Annotated in this window: 15 protein-coding genes; 14 read left to right on the top strand and 1 reads right to left on the bottom strand. The window is 71.9% G+C overall.

The genetic code is table 11. The features are described from left to right. The first annotated feature begins 8 nt into the window (after window positions 1-8). The 13 genes from fumC to LOK46_RS26115 all read left to right on the top strand — a co-directional run bounded on the left by fumC (window position 9) and on the right by LOK46_RS26115 (window position 14,337). Window positions 9-1,466, top strand: a complete 1,458-nt coding sequence (gene fumC, locus LOK46_RS26175) for a class II fumarate hydratase (RefSeq protein ID WP_273561257.1) — start codon at window positions 9-11, stop codon at window positions 1,464-1,466. A 47-nt stretch (window positions 1,467-1,513) separates the two neighbouring features. Beyond that, complete coding sequence (poxB, locus tag LOK46_RS26170; RefSeq protein WP_273561256.1) at window positions 1,514-3,241, top strand: ubiquinone-dependent pyruvate dehydrogenase; 1,728 nt, start codon at window positions 1,514-1,516, stop codon at window positions 3,239-3,241. 30 nt (window positions 3,242-3,271) lie between these two features. Next, window positions 3,272-3,670, top strand: coding sequence for a hypothetical protein (locus tag LOK46_RS26165; protein WP_020091020.1), 399 nt, complete (start codon window positions 3,272-3,274; stop codon window positions 3,668-3,670). 11 nt (window positions 3,671-3,681) lie between these two features. Beyond that, window positions 3,682-5,193, top strand: a complete 1,512-nt coding sequence (mqo, locus tag LOK46_RS26160) for a malate dehydrogenase (quinone) (RefSeq protein WP_273561255.1) — start codon at window positions 3,682-3,684, stop codon at window positions 5,191-5,193. Between the two features lie 106 nt (window positions 5,194-5,299). Further along, entirely contained in the window at window positions 5,300-6,736 is a 1,437-nt protein-coding gene (locus tag LOK46_RS26155; protein WP_273561254.1) for a cytochrome ubiquinol oxidase subunit I, read from the top strand. Between the two features lie 6 nt (window positions 6,737-6,742). Further along, a complete protein-coding gene (gene cydB, locus LOK46_RS26150) occupies window positions 6,743-7,729 on the top strand; it encodes a cytochrome d ubiquinol oxidase subunit II (protein ID WP_273561253.1) in 987 nt (328 codons plus the stop codon). 47 nt (window positions 7,730-7,776) lie between these two features. Then, window positions 7,777-9,621 (top strand): FUSC family protein, encoded by a 1,845-nt coding sequence (locus LOK46_RS26145; protein ID WP_273561252.1) that lies wholly within the window; start codon window positions 7,777-7,779, stop codon window positions 9,619-9,621. Next, complete coding sequence (locus LOK46_RS26140) at window positions 9,618-9,842, top strand: DUF1656 domain-containing protein (protein ID WP_273561251.1); 225 nt, start codon at window positions 9,618-9,620, stop codon at window positions 9,840-9,842. The genes LOK46_RS26145 and LOK46_RS26140 overlap by 4 nt, the downstream gene beginning before the upstream one ends. Before the next feature lies 1 nt (window position 9,843). Then, entirely contained in the window at window positions 9,844-10,839 is a 996-nt protein-coding gene (locus tag LOK46_RS26135) for an HlyD family secretion protein (protein ID WP_273561250.1), read from the top strand. A 103-nt stretch (window positions 10,840-10,942) separates the two neighbouring features. After that, complete coding sequence (locus LOK46_RS26130; RefSeq protein WP_273561249.1) at window positions 10,943-11,974, top strand: aldo/keto reductase; 1,032 nt, start codon at window positions 10,943-10,945, stop codon at window positions 11,972-11,974. A 155-nt stretch (window positions 11,975-12,129) separates the two neighbouring features. Continuing rightward, the gene (locus LOK46_RS26125) at window positions 12,130-13,068 is read left to right on the top strand and encodes a pirin family protein (protein ID WP_043389064.1); all 939 of its coding nucleotides are present in this window, start codon (window positions 12,130-12,132) and stop codon (window positions 13,066-13,068) included. A gap of 167 nt (window positions 13,069-13,235) precedes the next feature. Continuing rightward, complete coding sequence (locus LOK46_RS26120) at window positions 13,236-13,802, top strand: hypothetical protein (protein ID WP_273561248.1); 567 nt, start codon at window positions 13,236-13,238, stop codon at window positions 13,800-13,802. Window positions 13,803-13,833: 31 nt separating this feature from the next. Then, window positions 13,834-14,337: a hypothetical protein gene (locus LOK46_RS26115; RefSeq protein WP_273561247.1), complete on the top strand. Its 504-nt coding sequence runs from the start codon at window positions 13,834-13,836 to the stop codon at window positions 14,335-14,337. A 77-nt stretch (window positions 14,338-14,414) separates the two neighbouring features. Here LOK46_RS26115 and LOK46_RS26110 read toward each other — a convergent pair whose 3' ends face one another. Further along, window positions 14,415-14,858, bottom strand: coding sequence for a MucR family transcriptional regulator (locus LOK46_RS26110; RefSeq protein ID WP_273561246.1), 444 nt, complete (start codon window positions 14,856-14,858; stop codon window positions 14,415-14,417). Window positions 14,859-14,979: 121 nt separating this feature from the next. Here LOK46_RS26110 and LOK46_RS26105 point away from each other — a divergent pair, with 121 nt between their 5' ends. Then, window positions 14,980-15,948, top strand: coding sequence for a helix-turn-helix domain-containing protein (locus tag LOK46_RS26105; RefSeq protein WP_273561245.1), 969 nt, complete (start codon window positions 14,980-14,982; stop codon window positions 15,946-15,948).

Raw genomic sequence — 15,948 nt, 5'->3', positions numbered from 1 at the left:
GGATGACGATGAACGCGCCCGTCCCGGACCATCCCGTCCTGCGCGATGTCCCGATCGGCATCTCCGCCACGGGGATGCGGCGGGAGACGGACTCGATGGGCGGGATCGACGTGCCGGCGGACCGCTACTGGGGGGCGCAGACCCAGCGCTCGCTCCAGCACTTCTCGATCGGCAACGATCGCATGCCCAAGCGGGTCTACCACGCCTACGGCTACGTCAAGAAGGCCGCCGCCCTGGTCAACGCCGCCGCCGGCCGCCTGGAGGACTGGCGCGCGCAGGCCATCGTCCAGGCCGCCGACGAGACGATCGCGGGGAAGCTCGACGCGCACTATCCGCTCTACGTCTGGCAGACCGGCTCCGGCACCCAGTCCAACATGAACGTCAACGAGGTGCTGTCGAACCGCGCCATCCAGCTCCTCGGCGGTACGCTCGGCTCCAAGAGCCCGGTCCACCCGAACGACCACGTCAACATGGGCCAGTCGTCGAACGACACCTTCCCGACCGCGATGCACATCGCCACGGTGCTCGAGCTCGACGAGGTCCTCCTCCCGCAGGCGCGGGCGCTGGCCGACGCGATCGACGCCAAGGCGCGGGCCTGGATGGACGTGGTCAAGACCGGCCGGACCCACCTCCAGGACGCGACGCCGCTCACGGTCGGCCAGGAATGGTCGGGCTACGTGGCGCAGATGCGCGACGCGCTGGCCCTCATCGAGGCGTCGCGCGCCGGGCTGTACAAGCTCGCGGCCGGCGGCACCGCGGTCGGCACCGGCCTCAACGCCCCGGAGGGCTTCAGCGCGGAGATCGCCGGCCAGATCGCCGCGCTGACCGGCAGGCCGTTCGTCACCGCGCCCAACAAGTTCGCCGCGCAGGGCTCGCTGGACGCCATGGTCGCCGCCATGGCGGCGGTGCGCGGACTCGCGGTCGCGCTGATGAAGATCGCCAACGACATGCGCTGGCTGGCCTCGGGGCCGCGCTGCGGCCTCGGCGAGCTGCTGCTGCCCGCCAACGAGCCGGGCTCCTCGATCATGCCCGGCAAGGTCAACCCGACCCAGTGCGAGGCCATGGTGATGGTCTGCATCCAGGTGATCGGCGAGGACAACGCGGTCGCCTTCGCGGGCGCGCAGGGCAATTTCGAGCTGAACGCGATGCGCCCGATCATCATCAACAACACGCTGCACGCGGCCCGCGTGCTGGGCGATGCCTGCGAGAAGTTCCGGACCTACTCGGTCGAGGGCACGGAGCTCAACCGGAAGCGGATCGACGAAACCGTGAACCAGTCGCTGATGCTGGTCACGGCCCTGTCGCCGGTGATCGGCTACGACCTCGCCTCGAAGATCGCCCACCGTGCCAACGACGAGGGCACGACGCTGCGCGAGGCCGCCCTGGCCGAGGGCGTCCCGGCCGAGCGCTTCGACGCGGTGTGCGATCCCAAGACCATGATCGGCCACGGGCTGGCCGGCGCCTGAAGCGCGCCGGGACCGCCCGTCCGCCCCCCTCAGCTGAGCGAGACACCATGAGCACGAAGGTCGCCGATCTGTTCGTCCGGGCGCTGGCGCAGGCCGGCGTGAAGCGCATCTACGGCGTGGTCGGCGACAGCCTCAACGGCCTGACCGAGGCCCTGCGCCAGGACGGCTCGATCGCCTGGATCCACACGCGCCACGAGGAGAGCGCCGCCTTCGCGGCCGGCGCCGAGGCGCACCTGACCGGCGCGCTCGCGGTCTGCGCCGGCTCCTGCGGGCCCGGCAACCTGCACCTGATCAACGGCCTGTTCGACGCGCACCGCTCGCGCGTGCCGGTGCTGGCCATCGCGGCCCAGATCCCCTCGGCGGAGATCGGCCGGGGCTACTTCCAGGAGACGCACCCGCAGAACCTGTTCCAGGAATGCAGCCACTACTGTGAGCTGGTCTCCTCGCCGGCCCAACTGCCGGGCGTGATCGAGACCGCGATCCGCGTCGCCATCGCCGAGCGCGGGGTCGCCGTGGTGGTGATCCCCGGCGATGTCGGCCTCATGGCCATGCCGGGCGGGGCGCCCGAACTCTCCGCCGCCCTGGTGCCGCCCCCGCCGGTGGTGCGCCCGCGCGACGCCGACCTCGACGCGCTCGCCGACATGCTCAACGCGGCCGGGCGCGTGACCCTGTTCTGCGGCCGCGGCTGCGCCGGCGCCCACGCGGAGCTGCTGCAGCTCGCCGAGGCGCTGAAGGCGCCGGTCGTCCACGCGCTCGGTGGCAAGGAGCACGTCGAGTGGGACAATCCCTACGACGTCGGCATGACCGGCCTGATCGGCTTCTCGTCGGGCTACCGGGCGATGCTCGACTGCGACACCCTGCTGCTGCTCGGCACCGGCTTCCCCTACCGCCAGTTCTACCCGGAGGACGCGAAAGTCGCGCAGGTCGACCTGCGGGCCGGGAGCCTCGGGCGCCACTGCCGGATCGACCTCGGCCTGATCGGCGACGTCGGGGAGACGATCGCGGCGCTGCTGCCGAAGCTGCAGGCGAAGACCGACCGGGCGCATCTCGACGACAGCCTCGCCCATTACCGCAAGGCCCGCGCCGGGCTCGACGCGCTGGCGGTGGGCAAGCCGGGCGGCAAGATCCACCCGCAATACGTCGCCCGGACGCTCAGCGAGGCGGCCTCCGAGGACGCGGTCTTCACCTTCGACGTCGGCACGCCGACGATCTGGGCGGCGCGCTACCTCGCCATGAACGGCAAGCGCCGGCTGATCGGCTCGCTGAACCACGGCTCCATGGCCAACGCCCTGCCGCAGGCGATCGGCGCGCAGGCGGCCTATCCCGGGCGGCAGATCATCTCGTTCTCCGGCGACGGCGGCTTCGCCATGCTGATGGGCGACCTGCTGACCCTCAACCAGCACAGGCTGCCGGTGAAGATCGTGGTGCTGAACAACGGCACGCTGGGCTTCGTCGAGATGGAGATGAAGGCCGCGGGCTTCCTCGAGACCGGCGTCGAGCTGGTGAACCCGGACTTCGCCGCCATGGCGAGCGGGGCCGGCATCTTCGCCCGGCGCGTCGAGGACCCGGCCGCGCTGCCGGAGGCGATGGCCGAGATGCTCGCCCATGACGGCCCGGCGCTGCTCGACGTCGTCTCGGCTCGCCAGGAACTGTCGATGCCGCCGAAGGTCGGCCTCGAGCAGGTGACGGGCTTCGGGATGTGGCTCGCCCGGGCGGTGATCGACGGGCGCGGCACCGAGATCGTCGACCTCGCCAAGACCAACCTCTGGCGCTGAGGCGCCCGTCCGAAGTCGGAGTTCTGCCCGATGATCCGCTGCGTACGCATCTGGACCGGTGACGACGACAATTCCTACTTCGAGGAAGGCGTCATCGACCTGCCCCACGGCGAGCGCGGCGACATCCTCAGCGGCACGACCGACGTGGTCTCGATCTCCTTCCGCGAGACCCAGGCCGGCGGCACCTACGCGTGGCACGCGGCGCCGACCCGGCAGTTCGTCATCACCCTGCGCGGCACCCTCGACTTCCAGACGAGGGCCGGCGCGCACTTCACGATCCGCCCCGGCGACATCCTCATCGCCGAGGACACGGCCGGCTCCGGCCATTCCTGGCGCCTCGTCGACGACGAGCCCTGGTGCCGGGCCTACGTGATCCTCGCCCCCGGCGCCGAGGCCAGGCTCCCCTTCGTTCCGAACAAGACCGCCTGAGGAGGGGCCCGATGGCCGCCATGAGCGACGACGACAATCCCGACGTGGTGCTGATCGGCGCCGGGATCATGAGCGCGACCTTCGGCACGATGCTGAAGGAGCTGGAGCCGTCGCTCAGGATCGCGATGTTCGAGACGCTGCACGACTGCGCGCAGGAGAGCTCGGAGGGCTGGAACAACGCCGGCACCGGCCACGCGGCCAATTGCGAGCTGAACTACACGCCCCAGCGCCCCGACGGCAGCGTCGACATCGCCAAGGCCCTGGAGGTCAACACCGAGTTCGACATCTCGCGCCAGCTCTGGGCGCACCTCGTGCGGAAGGGCGCGATCCCCGATCCGCGCGCCTTCATCCATCCCTGCCCGCACATGAGCTTCGTCTGGGGGGCCGAGAACGTCGCGTTCCTCAAGGCGCGCTACGCCGCGATGTCGGCGCACCACTGCTATCACGGCATGGAGTACAGCGAGGACCCGCAGGTCATCGCCGGCTGGGCGCCGCTGATCATCGAGGGCCGCGCCCCCGGCGAGCCGATCGCCGCCACCCGGATCGTCACCGGGACCGACGTCGATTACGGCGCCCTCACGCACCTGCTGGTCAAGCAGCTCGCGGCGCAGCCCGGCTTCGCCGTGCACTACAACCGCAAGGTCGTCGCCCTGGACCGGGTCGACGACGGCCGCTGGGCCGTGACCGTCGAGGACACCTACGACGGGACGCGCCAGACCGCGACGGCGAAGTTCGTGTTCATCGGCGCGGGCGGCGGCTCGCTGCCGCTGCTGCAGGCCTCGAAGATCCCGGAGGGGCGCGGCTACGGCGGCTTCCCGGTCTCGGGGATCTGGCTGCGCTGCGACGTCGACGCAGTCAGCGCGCGCCACCACGCCAAGGTCTACGGCAAGGCGGCCTCCGGCTCGCCGCCGATGTCGGTGCCCCACCTCGACACCCGCATCATCGGCGGCAAGCGCTCGCTGCTGTTCGGGCCCTACGCGGGCTTCTCGTCCCGCTTCCTCAAGCACGGGTCGCTCACCGACCTGTTCACCGCGCTGACGCCCCACAACATCGTGCCGCTGCTGGACGTCGCCAAGGACAACGTCGCGCTCACCGAGTACCTCGTGGGCCAGGTGCTCCAGAGCTCCGACCACCAGTTCGCGACCCTCAAGGACTTCTTCCCCAAGGCGCTGAAGCAGGACTGGACCTCGGCGGTGGCCGGCCAGCGGGTGCAGACGATCAAGCCGACCGGCAAGACGAACCCGCTGGAGGAGGGCTACCTCGAATTCGGCACCGAACTGGTGGCCGCGGCCGACAACTCGATCTGCGCGCTGCTCGGCGCCTCGCCGGGCGCCTCGACGGCGGCCTTCATCGCGGTCGAGGTGCTGGAGAAGTGCTTCGCCGACCGGCTCACGCCGGACGCCTGGCTGCCCCGCCTCAAGGCGGTGATCCCGACCTACGGCATCGACCTCAAGCGGGACGCCGAGGCCTGCCGCCGCAGCCGGGCCGAGACGGCGCCGGTCCTGAGGATCGACAACGTCTGACAGTTCCGCGAGGCGCGGTTCCCCGCGCCCCGCCGGCGGACATCTGAGGGTGCGGCGCGCCCGCCCCGGGGCGGCGGACCGGCGGGCTTCGGCCGAGGGAGGAACGATGGACATCTCCGCCCTGATGCTCTCGCGCATCCAGTTCGCCTTCACGGTCTCGTTCCACATCATCTTCCCGGCCTTCACGGTCGGGCTGGCGGCCTGGCTCGCCTTCCTGCAGGCCCGGGCGATGATCTCGGACGAGCCGGTCTACGACCGCCTGTTCGACTTCTGGCTCAAGATCTTCGCGGTCGCCTTCGGGCTCGGCGTCGTCTCCGGCATCGTCATGGCGTTCCAGTTCGGCACCAACTGGAGCGAGCTCGCCCGTCGCACCGGCCCGATCCAGGGGCCGCTCCTCGGCTACGAGAGCTTCACGGCCTTCGCGCTGGAGGCCTCGTTCTTCGGGGTGCTGATGTTCGGCCGGCGGCGGGTGCCGCGCTGGTTCTACCTGTTCGCCTGCCTGATGGTCTGCCTCGGCACCAGCCTGTCGTCGTTCTGGATCCTCGTGAACAATTCGTGGATGCAGTACCCGACCGGCTTCGCCCTGCGCGCGGACGGCGTGTTCGTGCCGACCGACTGGTGGGCGATCATCTTCAACGGGGTCGTCTGGGTCCGCTTCCCCCACATGGTCCTGGCCGCCTACGTCACCACCAGCTTCTGCGTGGCCGCGACGGGGGCGTGGTCGATGCTGCGGAACCGGGACCGCGCCGAGGCCCGCGCCATGGTCCGGATGGGGCTCGGCCTCGCCGCGATCCTGGTGCCGCTGCAGCTCTTCTTCGGCCACCTCACCGGCGACTACGTCGTCAAGCACCAGCCCTCTAAGATCGCCGCGATCGAGGGCCACTGGGAGAGCCAAGCGCCGGCCGGCGAGATCCTGTTCGCCTGGCCCGACGAGGCGCAGGAGAAGAACCACTTCGTCATCGCGCTGCCCGCCCCGATCGGCAGCCTGATCGACGACGGCACCCTCACCGGCAAGGTGATCGGCATCAAGGACATCCCCAAGGCCGACCGGCCGCCGGTGCTGATCCCGTTCTTCGCCTTCCGGATCATGGTCGGCTGCGGGCTGCTGATGCTGGCGCTGGCCTGGGGCGGGATGGCGTTCTACGCCACCGGGCGGCTGGAGCGGGCGCGCTGGCTGCAATGGGCCATCTTCCTGTCGTTCCCGCTGGGCTTCGTGGCGACCCTGACCGGATGGTTCACCGCCGAGGTCGGGCGCCAGCCCTGGACGGTCTACGGCCAGCTGCGCACCGCCGACGCGGCGACGCCGTTCCTGGCCGCGCCGCAGGTGGCGACCTCGCTCGCCGTGTTCGGCGCGGTCTACGCGCTGATCTTCGCGGCCGGCACCGTCTACATCTACCGCATGCTCAAGGCCGGCATCCTGCCGACGCCGGCCCACGCCGGCAGCGCCGCCAACCCCAAGCGGCCGCTGGCCGTGCCGGGCGACAGTCCCGGTATCCCGGGCGGCACCCCGGGCGGCGCGCCGACCGGCACACCGGCGGAGTGAGCGGCCATGATCGCGTTCTGGGCCGCCGCCCTCGCCCTCACCCTGATGCTCTACGTGCTGCTCGACGGGTTCGACCTCGGCGTCGGCATGCTGTTCGGGATCGCCCCGGACGAGACGGCGCGCCGGCACATGATGCAGGCGATCGCCCCGGTCTGGGACGGCAACGAGACCTGGCTGGTGCTCGCCGCCACGATCCTGTTCGGGGCCTTCCCGACGGTCTACGCGCTGCTGCTCTCGGCCTTCTACCTGCCGCTCCTCCTGATGCTCGCGGCCCTGATCCTGCGCGGCGTCGCCTTCGAGTTCCGCTACAAGTCCCGGCGGCTGCGGCGGGTCTGGGACGCGGGCTTCGTCGGCGGCTCCTACTGCGCGGCCTTCGTGCAGGGCGTGACGGTCGGGGCGCTGGTGCAGGAGCTGCCGGTCCGCGACGGGCTCTATGCCGGCGGGGCATTCACGTGGCTCACGCCCTTCTCCCTGCTCTGCGGGCTCGGCCTGTGCCTCGGCTACGCGCTGCTCGGCGCCGCGTGGCTGTGCGGCAAGACCGAGTCCGACGTGCGCGATCTCGGCTTCCGGCTGCTGCCGCGGCTCCTCCTGGGCGTGCTGGTCTTCCTCGGCGCGGCCTTCGCGTACGCGCTGGCGATGAACCTGCGGGTGCTGCACCGCTGGGTCGAGCGGCCCGAGATGCTGGTCCTGCCCCTCGTGGGGGCCGCGGCCTGCGCCGGGCTCCTCTACGCGGCGCGGCGCCGGATCGACGCCCTGCCCTTCCCGCTGGTGGCGCTGATCTTCGCCGCCGCCTTCGCCACGCTCGCCGCCTCGTTCCTGCCCTACATGGTGCCGTTCAGCGTGACGGTGACCGAGGCGGCAGCGCCGGAGTCGAGCCTGTCCTTCATGTTCTGGGGCGCCGGGATCGTGGTGCTGCCGATCACCCTGATCTACACCCTGGTGGTCTACCGGGTGTTCAAGGGGAAGGTCGACGTCGCCGAGCACTATGACTGAGCCCGCTCTCGGGCTCCCGGACCCGCCTCGGCCGGTGAGGGTGCGCCGTGGCCGGTGAGGCCGCGCTCTCCGAAGGCGCGCCGGGCCTCCTGCAGCGTCTCGCGGCGTGGTGGCCGCGCGAGGCGGCCGAGGCCGTGCGCATCGCGCTCACCGCGATCGCGGCGATCTGGCTCGCCATGTGGCTCGAGCTGGCGCTGCCGCACTGGGCCGGCTGGACGGTCATCTCGGTGACGCTCGCCACCCGCGCGGCCTCCCTGCGCAAGAGCCTGTGGCGGGCCGGCAGCACGCTGGTGGGCGTCACCGTCGCGATGGTGCTGGTCGCCAATTTCGCCCAGGCGACCCTGGCCTTCGACCTCGCGCTGGCCCTGTGGATGGGCCTGCTCACCGCGGCCTCCAGCGTCGAGAGCGGCCAGCGCGCCTACGGCTTCGCCTCGATGGGCTTCACCGTGCCGATCATCGCGCTGGCCGACGTGCAGAACCCGGAGGCCGTGTTCCAGATCGGCGTCGACCGCTGCTCGACGATCCTGCTGGGGATCGGCTGCGCCTACGCGTCGAACGTGTTCGTGGCGCCGGGCGTGCCCGCCGTCGGCCGCGCCCTGGCGGGACGGCTCGAGGCGGCCGCCGAGGCCTGCGACGCCTGGATAGCCGCCCTGCGGCGGGGCGAGCGACCCGGCCCGATGCCGATCGCCGCCGTCATGACCCTGGGCGAGGAGGTCACCGACACGTTCACCGAGCAGCCCTCCCTCCGCTCCGGCGGCCGCGGCATCCGCAACGCCGCCCCCCGGCTGCGGCGGGTGCTCGCCGCGGGCCTGCTGCGGGCGCTGCTGCCGGAGCGGCCGGGATCGCGCTCGACCGACCTGATCGGGGCCGGCGGGGCGATCGCCGTCCGGCAGGTCGGGCGCGTCCGGGTCTCGGCGCGGCTGCTGCGGGCCGGCGGCCGCGTGGGCCGGCGGCGCGTGCCGTTCCGGCCGCACCTGCTCCTGTGGAACGACCTGGACTGGGACGGCTGGCACGCCTTCGACAACGGCCTGCGCACCGCCGCCGCCGTCCTGCTCGTCAACGGCTTCTGGTACGTCACCGGCTGGTCGCACGGGGCCGGCGCCGCGACCTGGGCGAGCCTCGTCTGCGTGCTGCTCGCCGCCCATGCCGACCCGCGGGCGGAATCCCGCGCCTTCCTGGTCGGCGCGCTGCTCGCCGGCGTGGTCGGGCTGACCCTGCGCTACACCCTGCTGACGACCACCGGGAGCTTCGCGCTGCTGGCCGCGGTGCTGCTGCCGGTGGCGATGCTGGCGGTGGTCGGCCGCGCCGACAAGCGCGCGATCTACGGGATCGGCTTCGGCTTCTTCGTGTTCGGCGTGCTCGATCCCAAGAACCCGATGACCTACGACCTCGCCGACTCGCTCAACACCGTGCTGGCCGAGCTTCTCGGCATGGCGGTGGCGGCGATCGCGTTCTCGGCCCTGCCGCCGCCCGTGAGCGCCGCGACGCTGCGGCTGCGGGCCCGCCGGCGGCTGGTCCGGTCGGTGCGCGGCGCGGCCCTCGACCCGGCGCTCCTGGTGCCGCCCCTCGACCGCTACCTCGCCCGGGGCTTCGGCCGGCTCGCCCTCGTCGGCACGGATGCCGAGGCGGCCCGGACCGGCGAGCGCCTGCTCGTCATCGGGCTCCTGCTGCTCGCCCTGCGGGAGACGGACGACCGGGAGGGGCGCCGCGTCGGCCGGGCGGTCTGGGCGCGGCTCAGCGATCCGCGATCCGGCGCGGCCGATCCCTTGCACGATCTCGCCGACCGGGCGACCCTGCCGCTCCAGGCGGAGCGCATCGGGGCGCTGGCCGCCCTCGTGTCGGATCTCGACCGCGCGGGCTGGCCGAACCTCGATCCGGGAGTGCGGGCGTGATCGGCGTGGTCGGATTGCGGGCGGTCGACGTGCTGGGGCTCTACGTCGAGCCCGCGGTGATCTGCCTGCTCGCCGCCCTGGTGATCACCTGGGGCCTGCGCTGGATCCTGGACTGGATCGGCATCAACCACCTTGTCTGGAACCGCGCCCTGCTCGACTTCAGCCTCCTCACCGCCGTGACGGCGCTGCTGATCCTGTCCCTGCGCGTCCAGGGTCCGTGAGATGGCCCTGAACCCGCGACCGTCGCTGCGCGACTGGCAGCCGCCGCCCGCCTACAACGTCGCCGCCACCCTCCTGGCGCTGACGGCGGCCGTGGGCCTCGCCTACCTCGCCTTCCTCTACTACGCCTACACGCCCTGGACCCGGGACGGGCGCGTGCGCGTCTACACCGTGCAGGTGGCGCCCGAGGTCTCCGGCACGGTGGTGGCGGTCCGCGTCCGCGACAACCAGTTCGTCCGCAGGGGCGACGTGCTGTTCACGATCGACCCCGGCACGTTCAGGAACGCAGTGACCCAGGCCGAGGGCGCCCTCGCCAGCGCCCGGGCGCAGGCCGGGTACCTCGCGGGGATCGCGCAGCGCACCGCGGATCTCGACGATCTCGCCACCACGCCGCAGCAGAAGCAGACGACCAGCGGCCAGGCGCAGGCCGCCCAGGCGAACGTGGTCCAGGCGGAGGGCGTGCTGGCGCAGGCGCGGCTCAACCTGGAGCGCACGACCCTGCGGGCCACGGTGAACGGCTGGGTCACCAACCTGCTGCTGCAGGAGGGCGGGTTCGCCGCCACCGGGCAGCCGGCGCTGACGCTGGTCAACGGCGACAGCTTCTGGATCGAGGGCTATTTCGAGGAGACGCAGCTCCCGCGCATCGGCGAGGGCGACGCCGCGCGCGTGTCGCTGATGGCGTGGCCGGACCGCCCGATCCGGGGCCGGGTCACCGGCCTCGGCCGCGGGATCAGCGTCGCCGACGCCGCCCCGGGCGTCCAGGGACTGCCGACGGTCAACCCGATCTTCACCTGGGTCCGGCTGGCGCAGCGGGTGCCGATCCGGATCGACCTCGACGACGTGCCCTGCCCGATCGTGCTGGCGGCCGGGATGACGGCGAACGTCGCGATCCTGGCCGAGACGGCCGGATCCCCCGACGCCCTGCCGCCCGATCGGCGCACCGGCGCGGCCGCCGGCCAGCGCTGCGACGGGGCGCCGGTCGTCGAGTCGCGGCGCTGATCGTCCGCGTTGGGCCGTGCCGGCCGGGAAAGCCGGGGCGTCTCGCCGCGTTGGACAGGCAGGCGCGCCGACGCGCGGCGCCCGCGATCGCGACGAGGATCCGATGGACTACAGGCAGTTCGGACGCTCTGGCCTCACCGTGCCGGTGCTCAGCTTCGGCACCGGCACCTTCGGCGGCACGAACGAGTTCTTCCAGCGCTGGGGTCAGACGGACGTCGCCGAGGCGACCCGCATGGTCGATCTCTGCCTCGAGTCCGGGGTCAACTTCTTCGACACGGCCGACATCTACTCCGGCGGCGCCTCGGAGGAGATCCTGGGCCAGGCCCTGAAGGGCAAGCGCGACCGGGCGCTGATCTCCACCAAGGCGACCTTCCGGTTCAACGGCGAGCTGAACCAGGTCGGCTCCTCGCGCTACCACCTGATCCGCGCCTGCGAGGCCAGCCTGAAGCGGCTCGGCACCGACCATATCGACGTCTACTTCATGCACGGCTTCGACGCGCTCACCCCCGTGGACGAGACGCTGCGGGCGCTAGACGACCTCACCCGCGCGGGCAAGATCGGCTATATCGGTGCCTCGAACTTCTCGGGCTGGCAGCTCATGATGGCGCTCGCCACCTCCGAGCGCCACGGGCTCGCCCGCTACGTCGCCTACCAGGGCTACTACTCGCTGATCGGCCGCCACTACGAGTGGGAGCTGATGCCGCTGGGCCTCGACCAGGGCGTCGGCCTGATGGTCTGGAGCCCCCTGGGCTGGGGCCGCCTCACCGGCAAGATCCGCCGCGGACAGGCCAACCAGAGCGGCCGCATCGCCGCCGGCGGCGCCGAGGGCGGGCCGCCGGTCTCCGACGATTACCTGTTCGGCGTGGTCGACGCCCTCGACGCCGTGGCGGTCGAGACCGGCAAGACGGTGGCGCAGGTCGCGCTCAACTGGCTGCTGACCCGGCCGACCGTGTGCAACATCGTGGTCGGCGCCCGCAACGAGGAGCAGCTGAAGCAGAACCTCGGCGCCCTCGGCTGGACCCTGACGGCCGGGCAGGTCGCCCGGCTCGACGGGGCGAGCCAGGAGACGCCGATCTACCCGTACTGGCACCAGCGCGGCTTCGACGAGCGCAACCCCAAGCCGACGCCCTGGTAGGCCGCCGCCCCGGGACCGGGACGATCAGGCGGCGATCGGAAACGATGCGTTTCGATCGTTTCTGTTTCAACCTGCACGATCCCGGTCCAGGATGCCTGCGGATGGCGGGCCGATCCCCGACGGGACCGCCCCGCCCCACGCGAAGGAGCAAGGCGATGAGCTGGCACAGTGCCGAGGACCCGATCCCGGGCGACCATTTCAGCTGCGACGCGATCCGGACCCTGATCGTACCCCGCTCGCGCGATCTCGGCTCGTTCGCGGTGCGGCGGGCGCTGCCCTCCACCGAGTGCCGGATGGTCGGCCCCTTCATCTTCTTCGACCAGATGGGCCCCTCGGAGTTCCTGCTCGGGCAGGGCATGGACGTGCGGCCGCACCCGCATATCGGCCTCTCCACCGTCACCTACCTGTTCGACGGCGAGATCATGCACCGCGACAGCCTCGGCACGGAGCTGCCGATCCGGCCGGGCGAGCTGAACTGGATGACCGCCGGCCGCGGCATCACCCACTCGGAGCGCACCGCCCCGACGCTGCGTCAGACCGGCTCCCGGCTGTTCGGCATCCAGAGCTGGGTCGCGCTGACGGATAGGGACGAGGAGAACGCCCCCGCCTTCGAGCACTACGACGCCGCCGCGCTGCCGGTCCTCACCGGCGAGGGCAAGACCGTCCGGCTGATCGCCGGCGAGGCCTTCGGGGCGCGCTCGCCGGTCCGGACCTCGAGCCCGATGGTCTACGCCGACGTGGCGCTCGAGGCCGGCGCCGTCCTGCCCCTCGATCCGACCTACGACGAGCGGGCGATCTACACGGTCGCGGGCGCCATCGAGATCGCCGGCGACGGCTTCGGTCCCGGCCAGCTGCTGGTGTTCCGGCCCGGCGACCGCATCAGCGTGCGCGCCCTGGAGGGCGCCCGCTTCATGGTGCTGGGTGGCGAGCCGATGGACGGTCCGCGCCACCTGTGGTGGAACTTCGTCTCGTCCCGGCCCGAGCGGATCGCGCAGGCCAAGGAGGATTGGCGCCAGGGCCGGTTCGACACCGTGCCGAACGACGCCGAGTTCATCCCGCTGCCGGAGGACCCGCAGCCCGTCCGCTACCCGTGAGACCGGCCGCGACCCGGCCGCCCCGCGCGCGACGCCGCGCGGGCATCGCCGCGCCAACGCAACCCTAGCGCGAACATTAAGGAGTTGTTAACCAATTTCCGTCGGTGTGCGACGGACCCCGATGCCTCACCGAAGGCTTGCGCTGCACCCTGTCGGCAGGACGCGTGATGGAACAGACGAAGCACCCCAAGGCCGAGGCGCTGGACCAGATCGATGTCGTCGCGCGCGACGCCCGCGAGCCGACGACCCGGATCCGCACCGGCAACCTCGTCCTGCTCGCCGCGGACGAGCGCGTCTCGGCGCAGGGGCGCAACCAGAACCCGTCGCCGGTCGAGCGGTGGCCCGACCTGCTGGAGCGGGTGCAGGGCGCGGCGCGCTACATCCGGGACGTCGAGGATCGGGCGCAGGAGCAGGAGACGCACGTCCAGGACCTGCTGCGGCAGGTGCGCGCCGACATGGACGCGGCCCGCGCCCAGGTGCTGGCGGCCGAGCGGGAGACCCACGAGGTCCACGCGCAGGCGATCAAGCTGATCCAGGCCGCCGAGGACCGGGCCGCGGCCGCCGAGGACCGGGCCGCGGCGGCGGAGCAGATGCTCCAGCGCATCGCCGAGACGATCGACGCCGAGTTCGTGATGCAGCCGGGCGGGCAGGCGGCCGGACAGGCGGGCAGCACCCAGGACACCCGCACCCAGGACGTCCGCACCCGGGCCTCCGCGACGCGGGCGGCCTCGTGACCGGCGCGGGTCCCGCTGAGGCGCCGCGGCGATGAACGCGGCGTTCTGGGCCCAGCTCGACGCCCGCATCGCCCGCGCCCGCGGAGAACCGGCGCTCGCCGACGGTCTCGGGACGGCCGACGGGCAGAGCCCGGCGGGGCCTTCCGAAGCGCCCACCGAACCCGGCACGGATTGCCCGTCGCGGCCGGTGTCGGACTGGAGCCAGATCCTCGACACGCTGTCGGCCGCGAGCGTCGCGGCCCAGGCGCAGGATCAGCGCCTGCGCCAGCAGTCGACCACCTGCGAGACGCTGGCCGCGGATCTCGAGGCCGCCCAGCAGGAGATCCAGACCCTGAGGGCGCTTCTGGAGGAGACGCGGGCGCAGGCGGCGCGGCAGGTCCACGAACTCGAGACGGAGGCCGACCGGCGCGTCCGGGAGGCGGAGGCGCGCGCCGAGGACGCGACCCTGCGGGCGGCGGCGGCCGAGGACTGGCTGAAGCGGATCGAGCAGGCCAGCCGGGATCTGCGGCCCGACGGGCGGCACGCGGCCGCCTGAGGCGGGGAGCGCCAGCCGGCACGGAGGCGACCGGGCGTCGGCCGCGAATCAGCGGCGACCTGCCGAGGCCGGCCGGCTCAGGCGGCGCGCTCGCTCGGCACGCCGAGGCCGATGGAGCGCGCCAGCGCGGACCGACGCTCGGCATATTCCTGAGCGACCATCGGGTAGTCCGCCGGCAGACCGTAGCGCTCGCGGTAGCTCTGCGGGTGCAGGCCGTGGGCCGTGAGGTGGCGCTTGAGCGTCTTGTAGCGGCGCCCGTCGATGAAGCTCACGATGCCGTCGGGCCGGATCGAGTTGCGGATCTGCGCGGCGCTCGGCCGGTCGCGCGGCGCGTCCAGATCCGCCTCCGCGTCGATCGACGCCGCCCCGCGGACGGCCAGCGCGGTGATCGCGTCGTGACACTGCGCGATCAGGGCCGGGAGGTCCGTGGCAGAAACGCGATTGTTCGATACGTAGGCAGCGACGAGCCCGGCCGTCAGCACGATATTGGTTTGCGGGCTGACGAGGGTCAGATCGGACACGTTGTAGGCTCCTGGAAAGGTCAAGAGCCTTCATATGTTGGCTCGCGCCGTTGCGCTTGCCTGAGAGCGTGCTACCGTTTTCCCGAGCGCGCGCGGCGAAGCATGAATACAAGAAGTTACGATGAGGACTTTGTTCTCGACGGCGGATTTCAAGCCGAAAGACAGTTTCCGCTTATGGCGTGAAACGATCTTCGAGCGGATCGTGCCGGTCGAACTCACGCCTGCCGCGGCGCACGCCTTCACCGGCACCCTGGAGGCCGCCGAGGTCGGACCGCTGCTGATCACGCGCGTGACGCAGAGCGCCGTCACCACCGTCGCGACCCCGGACACGATCCGCCGGCACGGCAAGCACGAGACCCTGAACGTCGCCATCACGCTGAAGGGCCGCGTGTACAGCGCGCAGGACGACCGCACCGCGATCCAGAATCCCGGCGACATCGTCGTGATGGACCGGCGGCCGGCGACGATGGCCTCCGACGTCGACACGCAGACGCTGTTCGTCGAGCTGCCGCGCGAGTCCCTGGAGCGCGCCCTCGGCTCGACGCGCCGCTTCACGTCCCTCACGATCGGCGCGGATCAGGTCGGCACGTCGATGGTCACGACCTTCTTCCAGGAGCTGGTCCGCAACGCCGGACGGCTGACGCCCGACATGTCAAACCGGATGGCGTCGGTCGGCGTCGATCTCATCGTCGCGAGCATCGCGGAGCGCCTCGCGCACGAGACCCCCAAGAACATCCAGGGCGTCCTGATCTTCCAGCGCGCCCTGTCGCATATCGAGGGGCATCTCGGCGACCTGAACCTCGACCCCGCCCGGCTCGCGGCGGCCGTCGGCGTGTCGCTGCGCCACCTCCAGGCCCTGTTCCGCGAGCAGGATCGGAACATCGCCGACTGGATCTGGCGGCGGCGCCTGGAGATCGCCGCGCAGCGTCTCGCCGATCCCGGCTTCGCCCATCTGGCCGTAGGAGAGCTGGCCTACAGCTGCGGATTCTGCACCCAGAGCCATTTCAGCCGACGTTTCAAGGACAGCTACGGGATCTCGCCGAGCGAGTACCGGTGGCGCAACCGGAGCGCGCCCGAACTCGTCGGCTGA

The sequence above is a fragment of the Methylobacterium sp. NMS14P genome (genome assembly GCF_028583545.1).
Lineage (GTDB): Bacteria > Pseudomonadota > Alphaproteobacteria > Rhizobiales > Beijerinckiaceae > Methylobacterium.
Note: the sequence above shows the minus strand (reverse complement) of the source record. Positions and strands in the feature narration are given on the sequence as shown.